Consider the following 25,054-nt stretch of genomic DNA (forward strand, 5'->3'; position numbering starts at 1 on the left):
CTTTTGATTATGATTTACTTATTGATTGTCAATGTTTCATTGATTATCAGCTTTGCGCTCTATAGGCTGATTTTTCGCAAACTCACTTTTTTCCAATGGAACCGGTTCTATTTGACCGGGATGATTCTATTCTCGCTGTTGGCTCCAATTGGAATTTTTATCGAATTACCGAAAGCAACAATGATTCCCTATTCGATACCGGTGGTAGATTTGAGTGGCTATATGGATATCGCTATCAGTACTCCGAAGGAGCAGCCTATTTACCTAATCGACATCCTGACGTATGTGTATTGGACGGGTGTGGCAATAGCTTGTGCTTTTTTACTATTTCGGGTGGTAGAGCTGATCCGTGCTTTACGAAATGAACATAATTATCTAAGTTTTTCATTTTTCAATAAAATTATCATTGGAGGAGCGATTAAAGACAGAAGCAGTATCGAATTGCACGAGCGTGTTCACGTCGATCAGCGACATTCTTATGATTTGCTTTTAATGGAGCTGTTGAAAATTTTCAACTGGTTTAACCCGATTTTATATTTCTTTCAAAAGGAGTTAAAGTTCCAGCACGAATGTATAGCCGACGAAATCTGTTCGACAGACAAAGTGGCCTATGCAGAGATGCTGGTCGCTCATGCGCTGCAGGTGGATCACCTGCCATTGACGCATGAGTTTTCTAATCATTCGTTTTTAAAGAAAAGAATTATGATGTTATTTAAGAATAAATCAGCGCGGAAACACAAGTTTTTATATGTAACTATTTTACCGATGCTGTTGGTCGTAGCGGGTTCGACGCTTGTTTTTAATACCAGCAGGGCGAAGAATCTTGTTGCTGATATGGAAGGTTCAATTAGCCAGCTGGAGATCCCAGGATCAAAAGAATCGGCTACACCTGCGGAAGAGTTAGAAAAGGTACATCAGGTACCTGAATCGCAATGGATTTCAAAGACGGAGCCTGTACAATTCGAATTAGCAGGCAGTACGATGATGGGCGAAGCGGCAGGTAAACTGATCCGGCGTGATACAACGAATCCCAATGCGAATGCTATTTTTAAAGAGGTCGAAGTTGTTCCCGAACCAATTGGTGGAATGCGGAAATTTATGCTGTGGGTGGGCAGCAATTACGACTATCCGAAAGCCGCATTGGAAAATGGTGTGAATGGTATCATTGAAATTTCTTTTATTGTAGAACAGAATGGGAACTTGTCGAGTTTTGAAATCAAGAAAGATTTGGGCTACGGTACCGGTGAAGCCGCATTGAAGTTAATGAAAAGTGCAGCAAAATGGAATCCCGGCGTACAAAACGGTCGAAAAGTACGTGTGGCCTATACCTTACCTATCCTTTTAAATTTAAGGAAGGATGACAGCTCTCCAGCCAAAGCGAAAAAAGCGGTTGCTACACCAAAGCTTGGCATCGATGGCTTGAGCAGCTGGTTTGCCAAAAATTTTAAAATGCCCCGGAAAATATCCAGTAAAGATCTCGATCCCGTGATAGAAAGTTTTTTCACTATTAATCCCGATGGTACCATAAAGTCTCTTATTGTTAGGTCTGATCTTGGTCAGCAGTTTATTGATCAAGCGACCAAATTATTGTCTCGGTCTAAATGGGAGCCTACCTTGGTGAATGGCAATCCTGTGGCGTCTAAGGCTGCCTTTTATTTCAAATTTAACGAAGGTGGTGGTTATGTGAAAAATTATACGCGGGTGGATGTGACATCGGAGCCGATAGGAGGGATGATTGCATTACGCGATTATGTGATGAAGAATTATAATCCAAATTCGACAGGTGAAGACGGCAATGTCATTGTACAGTTTGTTGTCGAAAAAAATGGCCAACTGAATAATTTTAAAGTAATTAATACGCCGAACACTAAGGCTGGTCAGGAACTTGTAAAACTATTACAGCGCGGAGCGAAATGGAAACCAGGTATTCTTGATGGTAGTCCTGTTAAAAATCAATTTGAGCTAACGTTAAAAATAATGAAGGTGAATGGAAATCTTTATGATGTTTACCGTTGGGAAGGATTAAAGATGCAAAACTTAAAATCGTAGGAGGTAGGATGTTGAGAAAGGAAAGCATATTATTGTTGTTTCTTGCACTAACAGTATGTTTGGCATTGTTTTCCTGCAGATCCTATCGGGTGGTGCCTAATGGATATAGTGTCGAAGGGGATGAATATTTCATTAATATTGATAAAGAACTTGCTGTATTTTTGGGTGACGATATTTTAAAGGAGGAAAATTGGAATGCGGGTATCGGACCGATCAATGTCAGTAAAGTCGATGCTAAATACACAAAAGTGCTCAAGCATCTAAATTATCTGGACACAGCTTATAAGGTGCTATTTACAGGACATTTGAAGGGTAAATTTAGCTATGATCTGCTAGCGGTAATGAACAATTATCCCAATGTCAAAGGTAAGAAAAATCATTTATTGGACTTGACTGCATTTCAACGAGAGGAAAACAAGGAAGGACGTTATTTCTATCGCATAGATGAATTTAAAGGACAAAAGTTATTGCATTTTGTCATTCCGTTCAATGACAGGCTATGGCAAGAAAGGATGGTCAGCATGATATTTCTGCTTCCGGCTGATTTTAATGATATCGGCTGGGCGAAGGATATTGTGTTATCTAATGCCTCCATGTACCGCAATCGCTATCTTTTTACACCGAGCAGGACAACGATATTATGTCAGGATGATGGAAGCCGTTCACACCTTGATTATAAAATTCCTGAAGAAAAGATTAACAAATCTGGATATATGTTAATGAAAGCGTATGGAGATGTCGAAGGGAAGCGAACTTTGGTCGTCTATCGGTTAATGAAACCAAGAGATTTTTATGGATCCTTTGTCGTTTGTAAAGGAGATTATGAAATTCTCTATACAACGTTGCAAGGCAAAGTTGTCTGGCATACGAAAATCGATACAGAGAAAGATATTGTATTCTAGCTGCCTATTTACAGATGATCTTGAAAGCCTTGGATTAATAGTCCAAGGCTTTTAATTTATTTTTGAGTTGTAGAATCTCATTTTGAAGTTGCTCGACCTTATCCAATAAATGGTTAGCGACTTGAATTCCCTGTGGATTTACTTCCAAGTCGTAATACAAATTGGAGAAGCGTTCCAACTTTTTGAGTTCTTCCTCGTCGATATATTGCTCTTCCTGTTGTATGACAATATGAATGAGTCCATATTCTTCCATGGTCTGCAGAAAAGTTGTTTCAACTTTTCTGGATTGGCAGAAGTCTATAACTTTTATGAGTGTCGTTTCCATGTGATTATTGCTTTAGATCCTTCAATTGTTGAAACAATGCTTTTTCCTCAGCGGATAGGTTGCTGGGCATTTTGATATTTAGGCTTACATAAAGATCTCCAAATTCACCTTCTTTGCGATAGATTGGAAAACCTTTACCCTTGAGCCGCATTTTGGTACCATTTTGACTTTCGGGTTTGACCTTTAATTTGATCTTACCCCCAAAGGTGTCAAATGTTGCCTCGCCGCCTAAAATTGCTGTATAGAGATCCACATCCAGTGATGTATACAGGTCATTTCCCTGACGTTTGAAAGTTGTATCGGGGGTAATATTGATGGTTATATATAGGTCGCCCTTCGGACCTCCATTGATTCCTTCGCTGCCATAGCCCTTTAATTTGATCTTCTGTCCATCTTCAACGCCTGCATGAATCGTAATACGAATACTCTTGCCATTAATATTAAAAGTTTGTTGATGGGTAGTATAGGCCTGTTGGAGACTTAAACTCAGTTCGGCATTAAAATCCTGTCCGCGGAAAGTACTCTGCCTACCGCCACCACGGCGGCTACCAAACATCTGTTCGAAAAAATCAGAAAATTGGCCATCGTCAAAATTTCCGGTATACTCATAAGAACCAGCACCGCCACCAAATGGGCTACCTCCCCCTCCAAACGGATTCCCCCCACCGGATTGAGATTGCCGGTACTGCTGCGCTTTTTCATATTCTTCCCCGTGCTGCCAATGTTCGCCATATTGATCGTACTTTTTACGTTTCTCGGGATCGGATAAAACCTCGTTTGCTTCATTGACCTCCTGAAACCGTTGTTTAGCCTCATTATCATTGGGGTTGACATCAGGATGGTATTTACGCGCTAGTTTTCGATATGCTTTTTTGATATCATCTGCTGAGGCAGTCTTATCAATACCGAGCACTTTATAATAGTCTACAAATGCCATATCTCTTTTGCTGTGTTATAATAAATATAACAAATTTTTAGGAGCTTTGTTCTGCATTTTGTCAAAAACAAAAGGCCTAGGAATTTTATACCTAGACCTCTTTTAGTGTGTTAAAAAGTGATGTACTTATTCTTTGTGATTATCTATCACCAGACGATTTTCTCTATTGGCGATCTGCCATGCGGTAAAGAAAACCAATTTTTCACGCTTGACCATAAGGGGAAAATCGATTTTATCATATGTGTCTGCTGGTGTATGATAATCCGGATGAAGGCCTGAGAAATAAAAGATGGAAGGGATTCCTTTTTTTGCAAAATTATAATGGTCTGATCGATAATAAAGACGCATCGGATCCTTTGGATTGTCATACATATAATCTATTTCCAACTTGGTGTTTTTATCATTTTCATCCTTATTGATGTGGTAGAGTTCAGAACTTAGTTTGTCCGAACCAATGGCATGAATGTAATCATGGTTTCCTTTGAGATGTTTGTCATCTACGCGGCCGATCATATCGATGTTAATACAGGCGACAGTATTTGCCAGTGGAAAGATTGGATTTTCGGTGTAAAATTTTGAACCTAGTAAGCCTTTTTCTTCTGCCGCATAGGTGATAAATAAAATGCTGCGTCTTGGGCCATTACCTGCAGCCTTTGCACGGGAAAAGCTACGCGCGAGCTCTAAGACTGCTGTCGTTCCGGAAGCATTGTCATCCGCACCAAAGAAGATATTTCCTTTGGAATCTTTTCCATCGTGATCATAATGTCCGCCGATCACGACAATTTCATCTTTCTTGTCAGTCCCCTCCAGGTATCCCAGTATATTCGGGTCAGATAAAGGTTTTGCATTTGTGCCAAATTCAGCTTTAAAACTGGTTGTGATTGCGAAAGAATTAGCTTGTCCAGAACGGTTAATTTTGCCGACAACAGCGGCTAGATTCGTGCGCGCAATATTAAAAATATAATTTGCGGCATGATCGGTAATGTTGACCACTGGGATCATAGGGGATTTTTCAGGGGCTGGTTGGTCTATAGCCAGGTTATAACGGCCTTCGGTAGCACGGTCTCCGGCATCTTCAAGCAATTGTGATAGCTGACTGTTAACAGCGAGTACCAATTTGGGTTTCTTCTTGAGAATTTCTTTGATTTTTTTATTTCTGCTTGTCGACCAGTCGGACGATGTTTTTTTTCCGGTGATCCATGAGGTTCCCTTGTCGTCCGTAGGTTCACCCTCATTCAATAGTAAGACAACTTTATTGGTCAGGTCTAAACCGCTGATGTCGGAATACTTTGGATCATCGATGCCATAACCAATGAAGATGATCTCATTGCTTTCAAAGAGCTTATTCTCGTTGTTACCAATAACGAAGATATCCTTACCATTTAAGAATGGTCGTTCATTGATGCTAAAGTGCTTGACTTTAAAACTGTTGTGTATGAGCTGTAGAGGTTGTAAGTAGGATCCATTTACTGGGGCTGAAAGGCCGTATTTCTTGAACTCGTTGGCGATATAATCTGCAGCCAACTGCCCGCCTTTCTGTCCTGTTCCTCTTCCTTCAAAGTCCACGGAAGCAAGTGTTCTTAAATGCTTTTGTGTGGATTCTACTGTGATTTCATTTGCATACTTGGTGCTGACATCCTGTGCCTGAGCACAACTCACCACAGAAAACGCTACCCAAATTAGGTTATATATTTTCTTCATTGTTTATTTTAGTATTTCGTATTGTAGCTTCACCTTGCAGCTAGGCCATACATTTTATTAAATAATATTGATACCAACTTTTATTCATTCAATCGATGAGCTATTCAGTCATATCCGCATTTACATACTACTACTGATGCCACATTGCGGGGGGCCCTCTTTCCTAACCGATCTTGTTTATATAAGTATACAATATAACTAAAAAAGCGGATGAAAAGTATAGTTTACCTTTCATCCGCTTCTTAAAATATGTTAATTTATTAACAGCTGCAAGCTATTTTATTGACACGATTGGCATGACGACCACCTTCAAATTCGGTTGTCATAAAACTTGATACGATCTTTTTAGCTAAATCAAGGTCGATAAAACGGGCTGGGAGACATACGACATTAGCATCGTTATGTTGGCGTGCCAACGCGGCAATTTCCTCCAGCCAACAGATTGCAGCACGGATATTCTGATGTTTATTTGCTGTGATCGCAACACCGTTTGCGCTGCCGCAAATTAATACACCAGCATCGGCTTCTTTGTTTTCCACTGCGGATGCGACGGGATGTGCAAAATCTGGGTAATCCACTGAATCTGGCGAGTTTGTCCCAAAGTCCTGAACTTCATAGCCCAGTTCATTCAAAAAACCAACTAATGCCATTTTGTACTCAAAACCTGCATGGTCACTTCCAATCGCAATTTTCTTTACGCTGCTCATTCTATTGTTATTTTATTTTTCTAATGCTAATTTTTTTCTTTTGACATCTGCTGAGACCATGATACTTACTTCATATAATAAGAACATTGGTGCTGCAACGGTCAACATCGTGATAATATCCGCAGAAGGCGTAATAACTGCAGCTATGACCAATATAATTACGGTGGCATAGCGACGGCTTGCACGCATAAATTCAGGTGTCATAATGCCTATCTTGGACAGAATAAATACCAGGATCGGAAGCAGGAAAACAATCCCACAACCTAATGTCAATGTAGCGATCGTAGATAGATAATTGTCAATGGTAATCTGATTCACGATCTCATCACTTAAGGACACGTTCGCCAAAAAGTTAATGGATAATGGTACAACAATATAGTATCCGAAAAGTGCACCTAAAAGAAACAACATGGAAGAGTAAAACACAAATCCACGTGCAGAACGTCTTTCAACATCTGTCAATGCTGGTTTTACAAATAGCCAAATTTCGAATAAAAGATAGGGAAAACCCATCATCAAAGCCATCAGAAGACAGGAGTTGATCTGGAGCATAAATTGCCCTGCTAATTCCGTATTGATAATGTTAAAAGGTATTTTCTTGACACAGAAGTCGGCTAGATTGAATGCATCTGCGGCTTTGCACATCATGCGGTAAGTCCAAAAATCGAGATTCTTTGGACCCATGATAATATCGTTGAATACGAAGTCGTAGAATGTAAACGCAATACCCGCAAAGATACAGATTGCTATAGCTGAACGAACCAAATGCCATCTTAGGACCTCAAGATGGTCAAAGAAAGACATTTCTGCTTCTATATTCTTCCCCTTATTTTTGATAGCTTGTATTAAATCTTTCGAATTTGGTGTACTCATAAAAATTGTTTGGAAACAAAAATACCATTCTTATTGTAAAGAATGGTATTTTTTATGTATGTAAAGATAATTTTATTTAATCTTCTACAGGATATTCAGTTAGGTCAAATGTTTCCATAAACTTTGTCGTGAAATTGCCCGCTCTAAAGTTAGGGTCGCGCATTAATCTCAGGTGCAAAGGAATAGTGGTTTTGATACCTTCGATTACGAATTCGCTCAATGCACGCTCCATGGTACAGATTGCTTCTTCACGTGTTTGTGCAACACAGATCAACTTGGCAATCATGGAATCATAGTTGGGGGGAATTGTATAACCGGAATAAACGTGTGTATCTACGCGTACGCCATGGCCTCCCGGAGAGTGAAAATTCGTGATTCTACCCGGTGAAGGACGGAAATTGTTGAATGGATCTTCCGCATTGATACGACATTCGATCGCGTGCATTTCTGGCTCATAATTTTTTCCGGAGATCGGAATTCCCGCCGCCACTTTGATCTGCTCTTTGATCAGATCGAAGTTGATAACTTCTTCGGTTACAGGGTGCTCTACCTGAATACGTGTATTCATTTCCATAAAGTAGAAGTTGCGGTGTTTGTCAACCAAGAACTCGATTGTACCGGCACCTTCATAGTTTACAGCTTTTGCACCTTTTACAGCTGCTTCACCCATTTCAGCTCTTAATTCAGGCGTCATAAATGGGGAAGGAGATTCTTCGATCAATTTTTGATGACGACGTTGGATGGAACAGTCACGCTCGGATAGGTGACATACCGTGCCAAACTGGTCCCCTACGATCTGGAATTCAATATGGCGGGGTTCCTCAACATATTTTTCAAGGTAGATACCATCGTTACCAAAAGCAGCTGCAGATTCTACACGGGCAGAATCCCAAGCTGGTTCGAACTCTTCATCTTTCCAGATGATACGCATACCACGGCCACCACCGCCAGCAGTAGCTTTAATAATAACAGGATAACCTATTTCATTGGCTAGTTTGATACCTTCTTTTACGTTTGAGATCAAACCATCTGATCCGGGCACAGTAGGTACGCCAGCTTGTTTCATGGTATCCTTCGCACGAGACTTGTCGCCCATTTTTTCTATCTGTTCTGCAGTAGCACCAATAAATTTGATACCATACTCTGCACAGATCGCCGAAAAACGTGCGTTCTCAGACAAGAAGCCATATCCTGGGTGAATTGCATCTGCATTTGTCAATTCAGCTGCAGAAATAATATTCGGAATGTTTAAGTAAGAATCTTTACTTGGTGGAGGGCCGATACAAACCGCTTCGTCAGCAAAACGTACATGTAAGCTATCTCTGTCTGCGGTTGAATATACTGCAACACTTTTGATACCCATCTCACGGCAGGTACGGATAATGCGCAGGGCAATTTCTCCTCTATTTGCAATTAATATTTTTTTAAACATTGTCTTGAATTATGAAGTTTACAAAAATGTAGCCCTTTGGGGGCTACATAGGTATTCATTTACGTGTGTAAATTACTTAGGCTCAACTAAGAATAATGGTTGATCGTACTCAACAGGTTGAGCATCTTCTACCAAAATCTTAACGATTTTACCAGAAACTTCAGATTCGATTTCGTTGAACAATTTCATAGCTTCAACAATACACAATACAGAACCTGTATTGATATCATCACCAATATTAACGAAAGATGGTTTGCCCGGTCCGGCTGAACGGTAAAATGTACCGATCATTGGTGATTTGATGGTAATCAAGTTAGCATCATTGTTAGCAGCTGGTGCAGCAGGAGTAGCTACAGGCGCTGGAGCTGCTGCTTGAGCAACTGGAGCTGCGGCCACAGGTGCTACAGCCGGAACAGTAGCTGTTACATACGTAGGCTCTTGATTTGTCTTTATTGTAATTTTAAAATCTTGCTCTTCAATCGAGACTTCATTCACACCTGATTTTGAAACGAATTTAATCAAGTCCTGAATTTGTTTGATATCCATACCCATAGTATTCTAGGTTTTGTTTGTTTCTTAAAAAATTCTAACTGTCAAAAGTAATAAAATATACCATAAAATGGACAATTAATACGCCCATTTTAAATAGATAGATCCCCAAGTGAAACCACCACCGAAAGCAGCAAGGATCAGGTTGTCTCCTTTTTTCAATTGAGATTCCCATTCCCATAAGCATAGTGGGATTGTTCCACTGGTCGTATTACCATATTTTTGGATGTTCACCATTACCTTTTCTTCGGGAAGGCCCACGCGTTCTGCTGTCGCATCAATGATACGTTTATTGGCTTGATGAGGTACCAACCAGGCAATATCTTCTGATTTCAAGTTGTTTTTTTCCATCACTTCATGTGCTACATCGGCCATATTGGTGACGGCAAATTTAAATACTGTGCGTCCTTCTTGGTAAGCATAATGTAGACCAGCGTCAACCGTTGCATGGCTGGCCGGATTTAATGAACCTCCTCCTTTAATATTAAGATATTGGCCACCTGAACCATCCGTCTTTAGAATAGCATCCTGTATACCCAGACCTTCTTCATTTGGTTCCAATAACACACAACCACAACCATCGCCAAAAAGGATACAGGTATTGCGGTCCTGATAATTGATCACCGATGACATTTTATCTGCGCCTACAACAAGTACTTTTTTGTGTGTACCCGCAGTGATAAACTGTGTTCCGGTATTTAGACCGAACAAGAAGCCTGAACAAGCTGCCTGTAGATCGAATCCCCAGGCGTTGGTCGCTCCGATTTTATCAGCTAAAATATTCGCGGTAGCGGGAAACAACATATCTGGTGTACTGGTACAGAAGATAATTAGGTCGATATCCGTCGCTTCTATTCCTCTCTTTTTCAATAAACCTTGAACGGCAGGTACGGCAAGATCTGATGTAGCCAGCCCTTCGCCCTTTAAGATGCGTCTCTCTTTGATTCCTGTTCGTGATACAATCCACTCATCGTTGGTATCGACCATTGTTTCCAATTCTTTGTTGGTGAGGATGTAATCCGGAACGTAACCATTTACAGCCGTAATTGCGGCATGAATCTTTGACATAAATACTTAATTGAAAATAGATCTGATGCTGTCAATGAATTTAGACTCGATCATATCTCTTGAAAATAAAACCATATTTTTAATGGCCTCAGGTGTTGAAATCCCATGACCAATAATAACAGGAGCGTTGACTCCCAAGATTGGACTACCGCCGTACTGCTCGTAGTTGAATCGGTCGAAGAAATCATCTTTAAAACCTTTTTTCAGGGTCACTACATAAAATGATTCTGCAAGTTTCAAGACGACATTGCCGGTAAATCCATCACAGACGTATACGTCAGCATGGTCACTGAACAGGTCGCGGCCTTCTGCATTTCCGATAAAGTTAATCTTGTCGTTGGCTTTAAGTAGAGGGTAGGTAGAGGTTGTCAGGATGTTTCCTTTTTCTTCTTCTTCTCCAATGTTCAATAACCCCACTTTAGGGTTGTTTACATTGAATACATGTTCGGCAAAGAGGCTGCCCAACATTGCAAATTGATTCAGCATCTCCGGTTTGCAGTCTGCATTTGCGCCGACATCCAGTAAGATTCCGAACCCTGATTTCAATTTTGGAACAATTGATGCTATGGCTGGGCGCAATACGCCCGGGATAGCTTTAACACTGAACATCGAACCCACGAGCATAGCTCCGGTGTTACCAGCGGATGCGAATGAGTCGATTTCTTTGTTTTTTAAATATTCAAATCCCTTCGCAATACTTGAGTTGGGTTTTTGAGTTATCGCTTTGGTTGGATGTTCACCCATTGCAATGACTTCTGGAGCTTCCACATATTCAAAGTCAGATGAATTTCCTCCGGCTTGATCGATTAATTGCTTCGTCTCTTCGGTGTTACCAAAAAGGACTATCTTTTGGTCTCCAGTAAGCTGCTTTTGTGCTTCAATAGCACCTGTTATCGTTGCTTTAGGAGCATAATCTCCTCCTAAAATATCTAAACCAATCTTCATCCGTTATTATTTAGTAAATCAATAATACGCAAAAAACATCCCAAAATAAAGCAAATTTCTAAAATATTGCTTGTTTGGGATGTTTTGGTGTTATGAAAGGTTTACCTTAGACAACAGCTGTATTTTCAATGATCAATTTACCGTTGTAGTACAAGTTTCCGTCTACAGTGTATGCACGGTGAGGTAAATGAACTGCGCCAGTTTCTTTACATACTGTCAAGCTAGGAGCTTCAGCTTTATAATGTGTTCTTCTTTTGTCTCTTCTTGATTTAGAAGTTTTACGTTTTGGATGTGCCATCTCGTATTTTTGTTTTAGTTATTTTTAATATTTCTCAATGCTTCCCAACGTGGGTCGATAATTTCTTCTTCTTTTTGCTCCTCTGAATCTGGTTCGCTTGTAAATAAGGCCAGCATTTCAGGATCACATTGTATGCCTTCTCCCTGCTCTTCACATTTTACGATATAAGGGACAGCTAAATTGATGTATTCGTACAATAATTCAGCGATATCCAGCTCATGGTCGCTTTTTGATAAGATCAACACCTCTTCGGTATTGTCTGTCCAATCTTCATCCGTGAATTTAACCAATATTCGTTCTTGAATTGAAATCGGTGACATAAATTCCTTTAGGCAGGTATCGCAAGTCAATTGAATCTCTCCTTGGATATCAAAATGCAAAATCAACAGGTTTTCCTGTTTCTGCAATTCAACTTCCGCCTTTAGATTGCCATCTTTTACAATCGAATGTTCGTAGCAGTCAAAGAACTTTTTATTAATGTCAAATTCAAAATTGTGCTTTCCAGCGTTGAGTCCCGAAAAGGGAATTCTGTATTGTTTTAGATGTTTCACAATCTTGCATTTGAGCCTGCAAAGGTATGTATAAAATCATTAGGATCGAAATATTTTTTTAAATATTCCAGCCAAATGCTTTATAGATACGCATAGCATGACTTATTCATAATAATTTTTACCTAACTCTATCTTTTCGCGTCCATTTGCCATGCGCCATTTATTGGTGTCACGTAGTGAATAAGCACAGCCGCAATATTCCTGCATATAGAATTTCTCTTTTTTGGAGACTTCTAACATCCTTGCCGAACCGCCCTTTTTGCGCCAGTTAAATGTCCAGTATTCCATCCCTTGATGACGGGAAGCTGCGCGTAGACCACAGTCATTGATCTGTTCCATGTTTTTCCAACGGGAGATTCCCAATGAGCTCGAGATCACATCAAAACCATTTGCAGCCGCATATTCAGCTGTTTTTTCGAAGCGCATATCAAAGCACATGGTACAACGGACTCCTCGCTCAGGCTCCTGCTCCATGCCTTTGGCCAAATCAAACCAATGGTCTACATCGTAATCCGCATCTATAAAAGGGATATTGTGTTTTTCCGCAAATCGTATATTCTCATCTTTGCGCAGATCGTACTCCTTGCGCGGATGGATATTGGGATTGTAAAAATAAATCGTAAAATCGATATCTGAAGCAATCAATGCTTCCATGACTTCTCCGGAACAAGGTGCACAGCAGGAATGCAAAAGTAATTTCTTGCCTTCTCCCGGTAATGCCAACTTCTCCCGTACAAATTCCTTCTTTTCCATAATCGTATGTGATATCAAAAACAAAGGCAATTTTAATCAAAAAGTAGCGGAATGACAAATATTTCCGTTTGAGTTGTCGTGATATTTGTCCAAAAGAATCATATAAATTCATTGATATTCTGCATATATTAGTAGATTTGTATGTTTGACGCAACAAGCTATTTATACTAAAAAAATATGAAATTTTCATTTCAAACCTGTGTTATTGTATTATTCGCCAGTTTAATAGGCGTTGCTTCCTGTAAAAAATTGGATGATGAACCTGAGCGGGGAGAGGCAGCTCTTATTTCCAGATTGTATATTTCTTTCCAGGATTATCAGCCCAATAATTCTTCGATTAAGAATCTCTTTATCGTGGATCCTGCTGATACCAATAGCCTGGATAATATCTATCAATATCTTTCGCCCGCAAAAGGTGGGGGGCCGGTCATCTTTGACCCCAATGCAAAATCAATTTTTCAGGCGAGTTCAGGGACCGTCGCTCAGGATACCTTTATCCAGCGTATTGCGCTGGACGACATTTATGGAATCCCCGGGGGAGCCAGCGGTCTCGGTTATAGAGGGTTTACAAATGTCAGGGGATTGGCTTATTACTCTTATGCCCAACAAAATGGTACTTCGGGCTCAGCGGTGACAAATTTTTTACTTGCGGTAACAGGTGGTAATATGTTGTATGCGGTAAGTCGTCCGGAAGGAAAAGGTGGATCAACGGGTGGTTCCAAAATCATTGATAAACAGATTAGCCTAGGGAATATTAACCCAAGCTCATTAACCTTATTGAAAGGAAATCCAGATGATAAAAATGAAAAATGGTTATTGGTCGGATTTAATGAAGAGGGTACGAATAAAAGAAGTGGTTTTGCTGTGTATAAGGGGTTGAAACAAGAACTAATAGACAAAGTACGGGATACAATTGTTAATTCGACTGCTTTTCCACCAGCCGTAAAAGTCTATGTTAAAGGAAAAACGGGGCTAGGAGCGGTGTCTTATGCGCCAAATAAAAAGTTATTAGCCGTTACAGCAGGTGCAGAAATTTTGTTTTTTAATAATCCGGATGGATTATTTAATGGATCTGGAGAAAAGGAAATCGATGCTGATTATGCGGTCGGTGGTTCAAATACAGGACTAGAACAGATTGGTGGGGTTGCCATTGATGATCGTATAGAAAATGGTAAATTCTTTTATGCCTCGGATTCCAAATACGGAAAAGTTGTACGTTTTAAATTAACGGATCAAGGGGATGCAACGCCAGATTTAACAAAAAATTATGGGACTTTGCTTCCAAATTATATCTTTTTGGACGCTCGGGAAAAGCCAGATTTCTAGTAAATCTTATCAAGCAAGCAATTCGAACAGTTCTCTGATTTCCTGTTGCTTGCCTACACTTTCATTCGCTTCATAAGCCGAGAGCAGATTTCGTAAGGCACGCTTCATGATTGTCACATTGTCACATGGATAAGTAAATTCCCGGCCCGGAGCAAGATTTAACTGTTTCAAGAATGAATTGACATCAGTTCTTTGCATGATTTGTCCCCGATTGAATGCATTGATGTAAAACAAGACATGCTCATTCCCATGCTCATCGGTATCCATGTAAGCCAAGATAAAATGCTTAGGTAAATTGATCCCATAGATCGGGATATCCAGCTTTTGTGCAATAATGCTATAGATACAGGATAAGGTCAATGGATTACCCTGCTTGGTGTCCAAAACCTGACCGATATAAGAGTTTTGCGGATGGTGATAGTCCTTTGTATTGCCCGATAAACCAAAGGAGCCAAATAGCACGTGATTCAGCAAGTTCACCTTTTCCAAAGGACTCATATCGTATTGTAATCCGCGCCAAACCTCTGTTTTCAGATCTTCGATCTTCAACACGATCTTATGGTCTTCGTAAGAAGGGTATTGATAATTATTGAGAATGATAAGTCCTTCGAGCAGATTAAAGGAATTGCTCAGATTCCAGATCTGTAGTTCATTTTTAGTCTGGTCGAACTGAATTTCATGAATAATGTTTTCCAATCGACCTTGTATCCTTGGATCAAAACTTGACTCCCAGAATTTCTCCAAATAGGGAACAATTTCAGGACCTTGGCTTTTCAATTGATGCTCCACTTCCTGAATAATCTGTTGATCGGTGTCGTCCAACAGAAATATTAACGATTTCAGCTCTCTCTCATTCATCATAACGAAGTTAAAAAAATGAATTGAGAAATGGATACAAAAAAAATCCCTACAGTAATTCATGTACCAAGTAGGGATTATTCAGGTTAAATTGGTATACAATTATTTGAGCTGGCCATCCAGCATATTGACAATTCTTTTGCCGTACTCCGCATTTTTTTCGGAGTGGGTAACTTGTATGATCGTGACACCGTCATCATTCAATTGTTTGAACAGCTCCATGATTTCTTCCCCTTGTTTGGAATTGAGGTTACCCGTAGGTTCATCTGCCAACAAGAGTTTCGGGGAGCCGGCCAGTGCACGTGCGATGCCGACTATCTGTTGCTGTCCACCCGAAAGTTGCGCTGGAAACAGATCTTTCTTTCCCACAATGCCAAAACGGTCAAGCATATCGGCTACAATGGCTTTTCGTTCCTTGCTGGAAATGTCTTTATAGATCAGCGGTGTTTCTATATTTTCATATACCGTCAATTCATCCAATAAATGGTAAGCTTGAAATACGTATCCAATATGAGATTGGTAGAGTTGCGTCCGTTTTTTTGCTTTCATCTCCAATACATTTTCATCCATAAAGATATATTCACCTTCATCGGGTTCGTCCAGCATACCGATAATATTCAACAGGGTGGATTTTCCGGAACCCGAAGGGCCCATAATGGATATGAAATCACCTTCTGCTATATCTAAACTGACATCTTTGAGGACAAATGAGCGTGTACCACCTACATTATACCACTTGAATAAATGTTTTAATTGTATCATTTTCTAGATTGAGATTTTAGTATTGAGTATTGAGATTTTGGTTGTACAAGCCTGGGCTTACCTGGTATCTCTTTTTTGTTGTCTTTTAATTTTTACTTATTCATTAATCTTTGTTCTACTCATCCCGCAGGTTATCTACCGGATTTGTTCTTGCAACTTTCAACGATTGGAAACTAATGGAAATCAATATTAAGATAAATATGCAAAATATCGGGATCAAAAACGACCACCATTGTATATTGACATGGTATGCAAAATTGGAAAGCCATTTGTCCATGAGTAAATAAGCTAAAGGAAGAGCAATGCTGATACCGATCAGAAATAGCCTGAAAAACGGTTTATTCAATTGGACAAAGAGCAGCTGTGCCGAGGCACCGAGTACTTTCCGAATACTCATTTCTTTTTTGCGTAATGCGGCCTGATAAGCGGCCATGCTGAACAGGCCCAATGCGGCAATAATAACCGATAGGCTGGCGAAACTATTGAAAGCGACCTGTAGTTCCTGTTGTTTGTGGTGCTGTAACGCATATTGCTGATCCATAAAGGAATAGTCCAAAGGTAGATCCTTGGCGGCTGTATTTTTTTCCCATTCTTCCTTGACCGTTTCAATTGCGCGATCAACCATTCCGGGTTTTGTTTTTACCATAAGTGTAGCTTGGATGCGCATATCACCACATTCATTTTTAAATGAATAAAGGGTGGGTTGAACGGCATTTTCAAAGCCATAGGCTTTACTATCTTTAACAAGAGCTACGATTTCGAAATTTGCGTCACAGCCACTGATTTTAGCGCCAATGGGATTTGAAAGCCCCAAACTTTTAGCAGCAGATTCATTGATGACCGCATAGTTGGCAAGGGAGTCACGGAGCAACTGATCCATTGACAGATTGATATTCCCCTGTAGATTAGGGATATTTAATGTTTTGAAATAGCCGAGATCGATACCGACATGAGCAAAGGAAATATTCTTTTGTGCATAGGAGAATTCCATTTTGGGCGGTTGTTCCCCTTCTCCCGGGATATTTGTTGCGGAAGCCACCGCCGCAATGCTCGGATCATTTTCTAATCGCCGTTTCAATTGGTAGAAAGAACCATCAATTTTGTTGTCGTAATACATGCCCACTCCCTTGAAATTGACCACTTGTGCTGGTTCAAATCCTTTATCTGAATGCTGCATGTACTGAAGCTGTCCCCGAATCACCAGCATACCCGAAATAAACAGAATCGCCATGGTGATCTGAAAGGTCAATAGCACATTTCGGAATGTTCCTTTTTTTAGTACTGGGGATAAACCGCCTTTGAGCAGATTGACGGATTTGAATCCCGACAGCACGATGGCAGGGTATATTGCGGACAGGATTGTTGTTAATAATACGGCGACACAGAGCTGGATAATGGTTTCAGAACTTAAAATATAGCTTCTGAGATCATCATTGAACCATCTTTGTAATATATTGCCGGTAAGCGCCAAGGTAATGAAACTCAATACTGCCGCAGCGCTGGTCAGTATAAATACTTCCAGTAATAATTTTCTTACAATCGCCCAACGCGAACTTCCCAATATTTTTTTGAGGGCAAGCTCTTTCAGGCGCTGATCGGCTTGCGCCATAATCATATTGGCGAAATTGGCGGATGCAAGCAGGAGGATTAACATGGAAAGAATACCGATAACCCATGTCATGATATAGGCGGTGTTGCTTCCCGTTTTTGGTCGCAGGTGCAGGTTGGCCAACGGATCTAAGTAGATCTTGCCTTTGGCATAACCGGAAGAGCGTATCTTATCTTTTGGTGCGATTTCCTCGTGATAAATTGTGTTGATCTGATCGGCCAACTTAGCAATATCTGTACCCGGTCTGACCTGAATAAAAGTCTGGTATAAAAAGGGATTATTTTCTGCAAAGAGATCCTGTGGTTCACGGATAAAAAGAAGGTCATAATCAATCATGGATAGACCTTGCTTTTTGATGGTGCCATAAATCGTCTCGCGCATACCCAGATCAAGGCTCATAGACGGAATGGAATGAGGGCTGTCAAATGTTAAATCCTCCTTTTTGAAAAGCAGTTCCGCAATAGGACTTTTGACCATGGTCGCATCCTTTTGATCTTTGTTTTTGTAGAGTGGCCCAGTCGCATTTTCGATTTGAAAGATTCGTGCGGCTGAGGAATCAATCAGTGCAGCATTTTTAATAAGGACTGTTTTTTCACCAAAAAGCGGATAACTGCCGTAATTGTAAACTATTTTTCTGCCGGCATAGACGATATCTGGTAAGTTCTCTTTTAGCAGCGGAGCCAGAAAAGGGGAGGTTTCGTCCGAAAAAGCACCTTCGGCTTCCAGACCAATCTGATAGATCTCCTTATAGTTTGGATTCCATTTATCAAAGCTTGTTTCCCGATTGATGTATTGATAGGAAAGAATAAAACCGGTAAAACCAAGTGTCAGTCCGATAATGTTCAAGAACGTGAATCCCTTATTTTTTAAGAGTTTACGCCAAGCCAATTTAAAATCATTTTGTGCCATGCTGTTGGATTTTATGTTTCAGTCGTCCCCGCATCAGATCATCTGTTTTGAAAAAATGCAATCCCCTTGCCAGTGTTTTAACTATTTTATTGTGAGTTTGTTAGGTGATTGTTGCTCATTTTTGTTGTTCGATTTCGGACAGTTTACGTTCACAATCGAACATTCATCTTGCCCTTGGCCATTGGTTCATTGCCCACCACGCAACAGGTAAGGCAATGACCAAGGCGTCAAACACCAATTTCTAAGACCCACAGGCTTTATTCATCTCGCAAACTATCGACCGGATTGGTTCGGATAGCTTTCCAGGTCTGATAACTAATCGTACCTAAGGCAATCAGGACTGCACTTATGCCGGCCAGAATAAAGTATATCCAGTTGATATCTATTCTGTAGTTGAAGTCTCTGAGCCATTGGTTCATTGCCCACCACGCAACAGGTGAAGCAATGACCAAGGCAACAAACACCAATTTTATAAAGTCTCCAGACAACAGTTTCAGTAATCTGATCGTACTCGCTCCAAGCACTTTCCGTACACCGATTTCTTTGGTCCGCTGTTGTGTTACATAGGTGGCCAGGCCAAAGAGCCCTAGTGCTGCCACAAAAATGGCGACGATTGCAAAACAGCTGAATATATTTTTCGTCCGTTCAACATCTTGATAGAGGGAGGCAAAGCCCTCATCCAAAAAGCTGTAATTGATTTTTTGATCAGGTGAGAATTTATTCCATACGGTGTTGATCCCGTTCAGGGTCTCCTGTAAGTTTTCGGGTTTAACTTTAATGGAGAGTAGGGACGGATAACTCCGTAATACCATACATAGGCCAGCAAATCCTTTACCTTTCAGGGACTCAAAAATAAAATTGTCCACGACACCAACGACAGTCCAGGTATTGCCATTGGTTATCCTTGCTCCGATGGGATTTTTTAATCCCAGGTCATCCGCTAATTTCTGGTTGATGATGGCAGACGTGCTGTCGGTAGCCATTTTGGGATCGAAATTTCTACCTTTGATCAGTTGCAATCCGAAGGTAGCAAGATAATCCTGGTCAATCTCCCAAAACTGCCCCTGTGTCGCCATATCGACCTCTCGTTTACCTTCATTCCAAAAAGGATTACCATTTCTTTTGGCACCATCAATGGGGACAGGAAGGAAATCACCTAGGGAAACTGAGCTGACATTTGGAATGGACTTTAATTCATTCTTAAGACTAGGGATCTGATTTCCCAGTGTACCAACGCCACGCAGGACGATTACCTGTTCCTTTTTGAAGCCCAGATCCTTTTCCAGGATATAACGTATCTGTTGATTGGTCACCAGGGCGCTTACAATAAGGATGATGGACGTAGCGAACTGAAAAATGACAAGGCCATTTCTGAATAATGAAGATTTGGCTCCGGTAGTCTTGTTTTTCAATGCAGCAATCGGCTTAAATCGGGACAGATACAAAGCTGGGTAGATTCCGGCCAGGCCGCCGATGAAAATTATCACCAGTAATAAAGATGGAGAAAAGTATAGGGATGTCCAGGGAATAGTCAGGGACTTATTAGCAAGATTGTTGAATATAGGCAACAAGACCCAACTCAGCAATAGTCCCACGAACAGAGATAATACACTATAACAAATCGCTTCGAGCAAGAATTGTCCGATCAATAATGACCTTGTCGAACCAATTGTTTTCCGGATACCAATTTCTTTGGCTCTTGTAGCGGCGTTGGCTGTTGATAGGTTGATAAAGTTAATACAGGCAATCAGAAGAATAAATAGCGCCACGGTGGCAAATGTCCAAACCATGCGGATATCACCTCGATTGAGTGTACTGACTTTATCGTCATCAATATCCATCGACTTTAAGTGGATGTCATGTGCATTTTGTAAATTGATTTTTGCCTGTTCGAATAAAGGATTGAGCTTACGGCCCGATTTTTTGTATTCGGGCAGATAGTGTGCTTTATAGTTCCTTAAGATCTCCTTTTCTGTCTGATCGATATTGACATGCGGTTTTAATTTAACGTAGACCGTATAGTTGTTGCTGAGCCATTGATTCTGTTCGCCGGGATAAAAAGGTTCACCCGCAAGAGACATAAAGAAGCTATAACCGGCCAGCGTAGAATTTTTGGGGATGTCTTCGATCACACCGGTAATGGTATATATCCTAGACTTGTTATTGTTCAGATAGATGCTTTGTCCGACAGGATTATTTTTAAAGTATTTTTCCGCTTTGCTTTTCGTAATAACCAATGTATTGGGCTTATCCAATGCATGGGCGAGTCTGCCTGAAACCATGGGTGTCGGAAACATGTCCAGAATAGATTGATCAATATAGACAAAACCGTCGTCATAAAAGCTTTGCGGATTATCGTTCAGGGAGAGCTGATTGCTTCCGGCGCCAAATAAGGGGTTTGGAAGTATTCGACCCGTTTGTTCTATGGAAGGAATTTCTGCTTTAAGGGTTGGTGCTACCGGAGCAGAAAGTGAAACCCAACGTTCTATTTTACCTTCGATCGGAAGCTGCACGACAAGACGATAGGTTCGATCCATCTCGGGATAAAATTTGTTGTAATTCGTCTCATGTCTGATGTATAGTACGATGAGTATACAGATTGCGATACCAAAAGCAAATCCCCCGATCTTTATAAAAGAATAGAGTTTATTTTTTGCCATGTTCCGCCAAGCGATTTTAAGACTATTTCCTATCATAACAATACATTTTTAAACGCTTAGCGATAAATAAAGACCAGCTAACCCGGCTATCAGACTAAAGACAATTGTATTGCCATTTTTTTAAGTTGTTGATTTGTAGATGTTTGTCTTTGTTTTTGGATTTTATAGCTGTACGATATCGAACAGTTTTACGTTCAATATCGCACAGGTTATATTGTTGATGGTGAGAGGGAAAGAAAGTTATTCCTCAAGCTCTTTAAGCTGGAGATGTTGACATAGTTCGAGCATCATTTTTGCCGGATCGGTGTCGATGGCCAAAGCAATTAAATACATTTCGTCCAAACGTAGTTTGGCACTCTCGGTCATGGTTAATTCATTGATCCTTGCCTTACTTAAACCTGTTTTGCGTGCAATCTGGGATTTATTTACAGATTTCTTCGCTAAAAATTCGCCTAATTTTGTCATCCTTTTATTTTAATAATCTGTCCTTTTGTATAGATAAATATATATAATGTTATTTTTATTTATACAAATGTTTTTGTTTTTGAAATATTTTCTATTATTTTGTATTGAAAATCTATATTAAATAAAGATGCCAATTATAAAAAAAACAGCGAAAATTCAAAAAACAAAGGTATATAGAAGAAAATGCGAAAAGTTAGATATACTGATATATTATCGTATGCTACTACAGCGTATTTCGCGGCATCTGTCACCCGAAGAGGTTTCTTTTTTAATGGGCAAACCATTGGATTTTATGAGCAAAATCGAGACGTTTAAACTCAAACGAATTTTTGCATATGATTTATTTTCCATGTATCGTGTTTTAGAGGTAAATAATATGGATTCCATGATGCCTTCTGGAGTGGAATTATCATCACAAAAAAACATATATGAATTGCATGTGACTGCATTGGCTGACCGGGTTATTTATGAGCTTTATAGAGTTGATGTTGAGCAGGACCAAAAAAATACCGAATTTAAGTTAATCGATATCCGTCATGATATTGATCATTATAAAGTTTCAACAGCGGATGAGGTTGAAAAGATAAGGGACTTTTTGAATGAGAAAATTGATGCAGAATTTTTTAATGAGGAAAGACAGCCGTATGAGATCCACAACTTGTGTTGTGTGGAACTAAAACAATACATACAACCTAAAAATCTGATCAAGGTGCTCGATGATTTGCTCAGTCTGTCTGATGGACGCAAAATTGTTCGGAAAGAATCTCCATATGGGTATGTCTATGTTTTAGCTGCTCATGCAAAATCGACTGAAAAGAAATAAGCAATTTTTAGCTGTTCACTGCGAACAGCTAAAAATTGTTTCAAAGATCCTAAGCCGTAGGTACACCAATTATAAACTTTCATTCCCAATCGGTCAATAATAAATGCACTTTTTGCGAGCGTAAGATAACACCTACGGCTTATTTTTTCTTATTCATCCCGTAAACTATTGACGGGATTGATACGGGCTGTCTGGAAGATTCGGACAGCGATAATCGCTAAGGTCATCAAACCGATAAACATTCCGGTGAAAGCAAATAGCGCGATCGGAACATCAATATGATAGTAGAAGTTTTCCAGCCATTTGTGTGTAAACCACCATGCTATCGGGAAAGCGATTAGAATAGCGATCAGCAGAAGTATGATAAAGGATCTAGAAATCATATAAGTGATCGTATTTACCGAAGCACCGAGCACTTTACGGATACCGATTTCTTTTACCCGTCGTTCTAGCGTATAGATGGCAATAGCTACAATCCCTAAGATAGCAATCAGCATACTGGAACCCGTAAAAAGTGCCAATTGCTGGTACTGTTTTTTCTCTTTGTTATATTGATGCTGTACCTGATCTTCCTGCCAGTTGATCTGTGCGATCCGGTTAGGGAAAAATTTGTTCCAGGTACTGTTTATCAAGGCTAAAGCTTCCTTTTTCTTACCTTCTTCTACGCGGATAAGCATACAGCCGCCTTCCCATTCCTTTTGTGCCTTAATCGCAAAAGGGCCGATCGGAAACTTTAAACTTGCTCCGTTAAATTCTTTAAATACCCCCACCGGTGTATTTTTTAGAGGCTCGTTGCTCCTATTGAGTTTTAAAGATAGCCGCTGGGCAGTCCCTTCGGAAATGAGCATGTTTGTAAATACTGGCTGTCCGTTGCTTACCGAATCTGTAAATGGCCTGTCCAGTGCATAGTCCGCACTCAAAGGCCGGCCCTCAAGAAGCTTTATGCCCATTGTTTTGATGTAGTCATAATCTGCATAGACAAATACAATAGGTAGTTCTTTGTTCGGATTATCGGGGTCTTTTACTGTTTTAAAATCTGCGCCCCCACTAAAGGGAGTCCAGCTTGTGAGACTAACCGATGTGATGGATGAATTTTTTAATAGTTCTTGCTTGAAAGTCTGATCCTTTCCTTCCCAGGAGGTATAGTTGATGGCTAAAAGATTTTTAGGTTCGTAGCCAAGATCTTTGCTGTACAGATAATGCAATTGCGCCCGCATGGACATCATACAGATCGCTACGACGATGGCAATGGCAAACTGGATAACAACCAGTACTTTGGTAAATGCCATATTGAGCGGAAGTCTGAAGAAAGAAAGTTGCTTCCGAAGTTCCAGGGATGGCTGTGTTTTTGATAGTGACAAGGCTGTAGGTAAACTGCAAAGCCAGCCCAGAACGATCCAAGTGGTTAGTAGTCCAACAAACATGAATAAGGAATGCTGGTAGCTCATGGTCAATGGATGTTCCAAATAGTGTTCAAATGCAGGACTGATAAGCACATAACCAAAAAATGCAATCAGAAAAGAGCAGGCAAAGAGTATGGTACTCTCCAGGCCCATTTGCATGATCAGATTTTTTCGGCTTGCTCCCAATACTTTACGGATACCTATCTGCTGTGTGCGTTTTAAAGCGTGGGCAAAGCTCAGGTTGATGTAATTGATACTGACCAATACAAGGATCAAGATCGCTATTCCTGCCAGCAGATAAATATCTTGCATGGGGTTCTCCCATCCTGTAATACTTTGTAAGTGTATATTTTTGATGGGTTCAATGAAAAGATTGTGTTCTTTCGCCCAATCATCCAGTTTCTGCGCATTATACCACTTGTTTATTTTAGTTAAAAAGCTGTTGACATCAGTTGTGCTTCTGAGCAATAGAATTTGGTTTTGTAGCGAACCGCTTTTTTCGGGATTGAATTCATTCACCTTAGGCATCAGCACGAGAGCTTCTGCCTGAAAGGAAGAATTATGGGGCATATCCTCAATAATGGCATTGACATAATAAGCTTCGGGTTCCCCTTCTTGTGGTTTATTGTAGAATGTGCTGCCGAGCACATCTTTACCGCCAAAGTATTTTTGTACTGCGGAGGCTGTCAATGTAATGTTTTTTGCGCCAGCAATGACCTGTTTCGGATTGCCTGCGATGATTTTTGTGTCAAAAAGATTGAAAAAACCGCTGTCGATTTCCAGCGTTTTGATTTCGGTAAACTGCTTTGAGCGCTTGCTTATTGTTAATTTTGGTGAAAATGAATTGATTGAAGTATAACCAAGTACTTCCGGAAAATTAGCTTTTAATGTTGCAGAGATACCTTCAGGAGCTCCTGAAATATTGTTTGTGACACCTTCCTTTGTTTCTTTGGGCACTATTCGCATTCGGTAGAGCTCATTGGAGTTGCTCCATTGTCTGTCGAAGGAAAGCTCATCAACGACAAGTGAACTGATTAACATAAATACCAGCAACGCAATGGTTAAACCAACAAGGTTTGATAGCGAATAGATACGATTGTGCATCAATGTTCGCCAGGCGGTTTTAAGATGGTTCTTTATCATACTGTT

The 25,054-nt window shown here is 40.2% G+C and carries 22 protein-coding genes; 4 read left to right on the forward strand and 18 right to left on the reverse strand.

Going from position 1 to position 25,054, the window contains the following annotated elements:
- Nucleotides 1–9 precede the first annotated feature (9 nt).
- Together HPC41_RS09530 and HPC41_RS09535 are read left to right on the forward strand one after the other, a co-directional pair.
- Nucleotides 10–2,049: an energy transducer TonB gene (locus HPC41_RS09530; RefSeq protein ID WP_172393781.1), complete on the forward strand. Its 2,040-nt coding sequence runs from the start codon at nucleotides 10–12 to the stop codon at nucleotides 2,047–2,049.
- An 8-nt stretch (nucleotides 2,050–2,057) separates the two neighbouring features.
- Nucleotides 2,058–2,951 (forward strand): hypothetical protein, encoded by an 894-nt coding sequence (locus HPC41_RS09535; protein ID WP_172393782.1) that lies wholly within the window; start codon nucleotides 2,058–2,060, stop codon nucleotides 2,949–2,951.
- Between the two features lie 34 nt (nucleotides 2,952–2,985).
- Here HPC41_RS09535 and HPC41_RS09540 read toward each other — a convergent pair whose 3' ends face one another.
- The 12 genes from HPC41_RS09540 to HPC41_RS09595 form a co-directional block, all read right to left on the reverse strand.
- Entirely contained in the window at nucleotides 2,986–3,276 is a 291-nt protein-coding gene (locus tag HPC41_RS09540; protein ID WP_172393783.1) for a chaperone modulator CbpM, read from the reverse strand.
- Nucleotides 3,277–3,280: 4 nt separating this feature from the next.
- Nucleotides 3,281–4,213 carry a DnaJ C-terminal domain-containing protein gene (locus tag HPC41_RS09545; protein ID WP_172393784.1) on the reverse strand — a complete coding sequence of 311 codons (933 nt, stop codon included), beginning with the start codon at nucleotides 4,211–4,213 and terminating at the stop codon, nucleotides 3,281–3,283.
- A 126-nt stretch (nucleotides 4,214–4,339) separates the two neighbouring features.
- Nucleotides 4,340–5,914: a M28 family peptidase gene (locus tag HPC41_RS09550; protein WP_172393785.1), complete on the reverse strand. Its 1,575-nt coding sequence runs from the start codon at nucleotides 5,912–5,914 to the stop codon at nucleotides 4,340–4,342.
- A gap of 260 nt (nucleotides 5,915–6,174) precedes the next feature.
- The gene (gene rpiB, locus HPC41_RS09555) at nucleotides 6,175–6,621 is read right to left on the reverse strand and encodes a ribose 5-phosphate isomerase B (RefSeq protein WP_172393786.1); all 447 of its coding nucleotides are present in this window, start codon (nucleotides 6,619–6,621) and stop codon (nucleotides 6,175–6,177) included.
- A 12-nt stretch (nucleotides 6,622–6,633) separates the two neighbouring features.
- Nucleotides 6,634–7,494, reverse strand: coding sequence for a twin-arginine translocase subunit TatC (gene tatC / locus HPC41_RS09560; RefSeq protein ID WP_108635890.1), 861 nt, complete (start codon nucleotides 7,492–7,494; stop codon nucleotides 6,634–6,636).
- Between the two features lie 76 nt (nucleotides 7,495–7,570).
- The gene (gene accC, locus HPC41_RS09565; protein ID WP_172393787.1) at nucleotides 7,571–8,926 is read right to left on the reverse strand and encodes an acetyl-CoA carboxylase biotin carboxylase subunit; all 1,356 of its coding nucleotides are present in this window, start codon (nucleotides 8,924–8,926) and stop codon (nucleotides 7,571–7,573) included.
- A 72-nt stretch (nucleotides 8,927–8,998) separates the two neighbouring features.
- Nucleotides 8,999–9,478: an acetyl-CoA carboxylase biotin carboxyl carrier protein gene (gene accB / locus HPC41_RS09570; RefSeq protein ID WP_172393788.1), complete on the reverse strand. Its 480-nt coding sequence runs from the start codon at nucleotides 9,476–9,478 to the stop codon at nucleotides 8,999–9,001.
- 75 nt (nucleotides 9,479–9,553) lie between these two features.
- Entirely contained in the window at nucleotides 9,554–10,543 is a 990-nt protein-coding gene (locus HPC41_RS09575; RefSeq protein WP_172393789.1) for a beta-ketoacyl-ACP synthase III, read from the reverse strand.
- 6 nt (nucleotides 10,544–10,549) lie between these two features.
- Nucleotides 10,550–11,488: a phosphate acyltransferase PlsX gene (gene plsX, locus HPC41_RS09580; protein WP_172393790.1), complete on the reverse strand. Its 939-nt coding sequence runs from the start codon at nucleotides 11,486–11,488 to the stop codon at nucleotides 10,550–10,552.
- Nucleotides 11,489–11,594: 106 nt separating this feature from the next.
- Nucleotides 11,595–11,786 (reverse strand): 50S ribosomal protein L32, encoded by a 192-nt coding sequence (rpmF, locus tag HPC41_RS09585; protein ID WP_046672269.1) that lies wholly within the window; start codon nucleotides 11,784–11,786, stop codon nucleotides 11,595–11,597.
- Between the two features lie 14 nt (nucleotides 11,787–11,800).
- Nucleotides 11,801–12,337 (reverse strand): YceD family protein, encoded by a 537-nt coding sequence (locus HPC41_RS25345; RefSeq protein ID WP_120261598.1) that lies wholly within the window; start codon nucleotides 12,335–12,337, stop codon nucleotides 11,801–11,803.
- A 102-nt stretch (nucleotides 12,338–12,439) separates the two neighbouring features.
- Complete coding sequence (locus tag HPC41_RS09595; protein ID WP_172393791.1) at nucleotides 12,440–13,090, reverse strand: epoxyqueuosine reductase QueH; 651 nt, start codon at nucleotides 13,088–13,090, stop codon at nucleotides 12,440–12,442.
- Nucleotides 13,091–13,267: 177 nt separating this feature from the next.
- Here HPC41_RS09595 and HPC41_RS09600 point away from each other — a divergent pair, with 177 nt between their 5' ends.
- Nucleotides 13,268–14,416 carry a hypothetical protein gene (locus tag HPC41_RS09600; RefSeq protein WP_172393792.1) on the forward strand — a complete coding sequence of 383 codons (1,149 nt, stop codon included), beginning with the start codon at nucleotides 13,268–13,270 and terminating at the stop codon, nucleotides 14,414–14,416.
- 9 nt (nucleotides 14,417–14,425) lie between these two features.
- Here HPC41_RS09600 and HPC41_RS09605 read toward each other — a convergent pair whose 3' ends face one another.
- The 5 genes from HPC41_RS09605 to HPC41_RS09625 form a co-directional block, all read right to left on the reverse strand.
- The gene (locus HPC41_RS09605; RefSeq protein ID WP_343043808.1) at nucleotides 14,426–15,277 is read right to left on the reverse strand and encodes a transglutaminase-like domain-containing protein; all 852 of its coding nucleotides are present in this window, start codon (nucleotides 15,275–15,277) and stop codon (nucleotides 14,426–14,428) included.
- Nucleotides 15,278–15,376: 99 nt separating this feature from the next.
- Nucleotides 15,377–16,036, reverse strand: coding sequence for an ABC transporter ATP-binding protein (locus HPC41_RS09610; RefSeq protein WP_077437800.1), 660 nt, complete (start codon nucleotides 16,034–16,036; stop codon nucleotides 15,377–15,379).
- A gap of 115 nt (nucleotides 16,037–16,151) precedes the next feature.
- On the reverse strand, nucleotides 16,152–18,554 hold the full coding sequence (locus tag HPC41_RS09615) for an ABC transporter permease (protein WP_172393793.1): 2,403 nt from the start codon (nucleotides 18,552–18,554) through the stop codon (nucleotides 16,152–16,154).
- Between the two features lie 257 nt (nucleotides 18,555–18,811).
- On the reverse strand, nucleotides 18,812–21,250 hold the full coding sequence (locus tag HPC41_RS09620) for an ABC transporter permease (RefSeq protein ID WP_172393794.1): 2,439 nt from the start codon (nucleotides 21,248–21,250) through the stop codon (nucleotides 18,812–18,814).
- A 204-nt stretch (nucleotides 21,251–21,454) separates the two neighbouring features.
- Nucleotides 21,455–21,679, reverse strand: coding sequence for a helix-turn-helix domain-containing protein (locus tag HPC41_RS09625; RefSeq protein ID WP_172393795.1), 225 nt, complete (start codon nucleotides 21,677–21,679; stop codon nucleotides 21,455–21,457).
- A 217-nt stretch (nucleotides 21,680–21,896) separates the two neighbouring features.
- Here HPC41_RS09625 and HPC41_RS09630 point away from each other — a divergent pair, with 217 nt between their 5' ends.
- Nucleotides 21,897–22,502, forward strand: coding sequence for a hypothetical protein (locus tag HPC41_RS09630; protein ID WP_172393796.1), 606 nt, complete (start codon nucleotides 21,897–21,899; stop codon nucleotides 22,500–22,502).
- 149 nt (nucleotides 22,503–22,651) lie between these two features.
- Here HPC41_RS09630 and HPC41_RS09635 read toward each other — a convergent pair whose 3' ends face one another.
- Nucleotides 22,652–25,048, reverse strand: coding sequence for an ABC transporter permease (locus tag HPC41_RS09635; protein ID WP_172393797.1), 2,397 nt, complete (start codon nucleotides 25,046–25,048; stop codon nucleotides 22,652–22,654).
- Nucleotides 25,049–25,054: the final 6 nt, after the last annotated feature.

Source organism: Sphingobacterium prati, assembly GCF_013167215.1.
Taxonomy (GTDB): domain Bacteria; phylum Bacteroidota; class Bacteroidia; order Sphingobacteriales; family Sphingobacteriaceae; genus Sphingobacterium; species Sphingobacterium prati.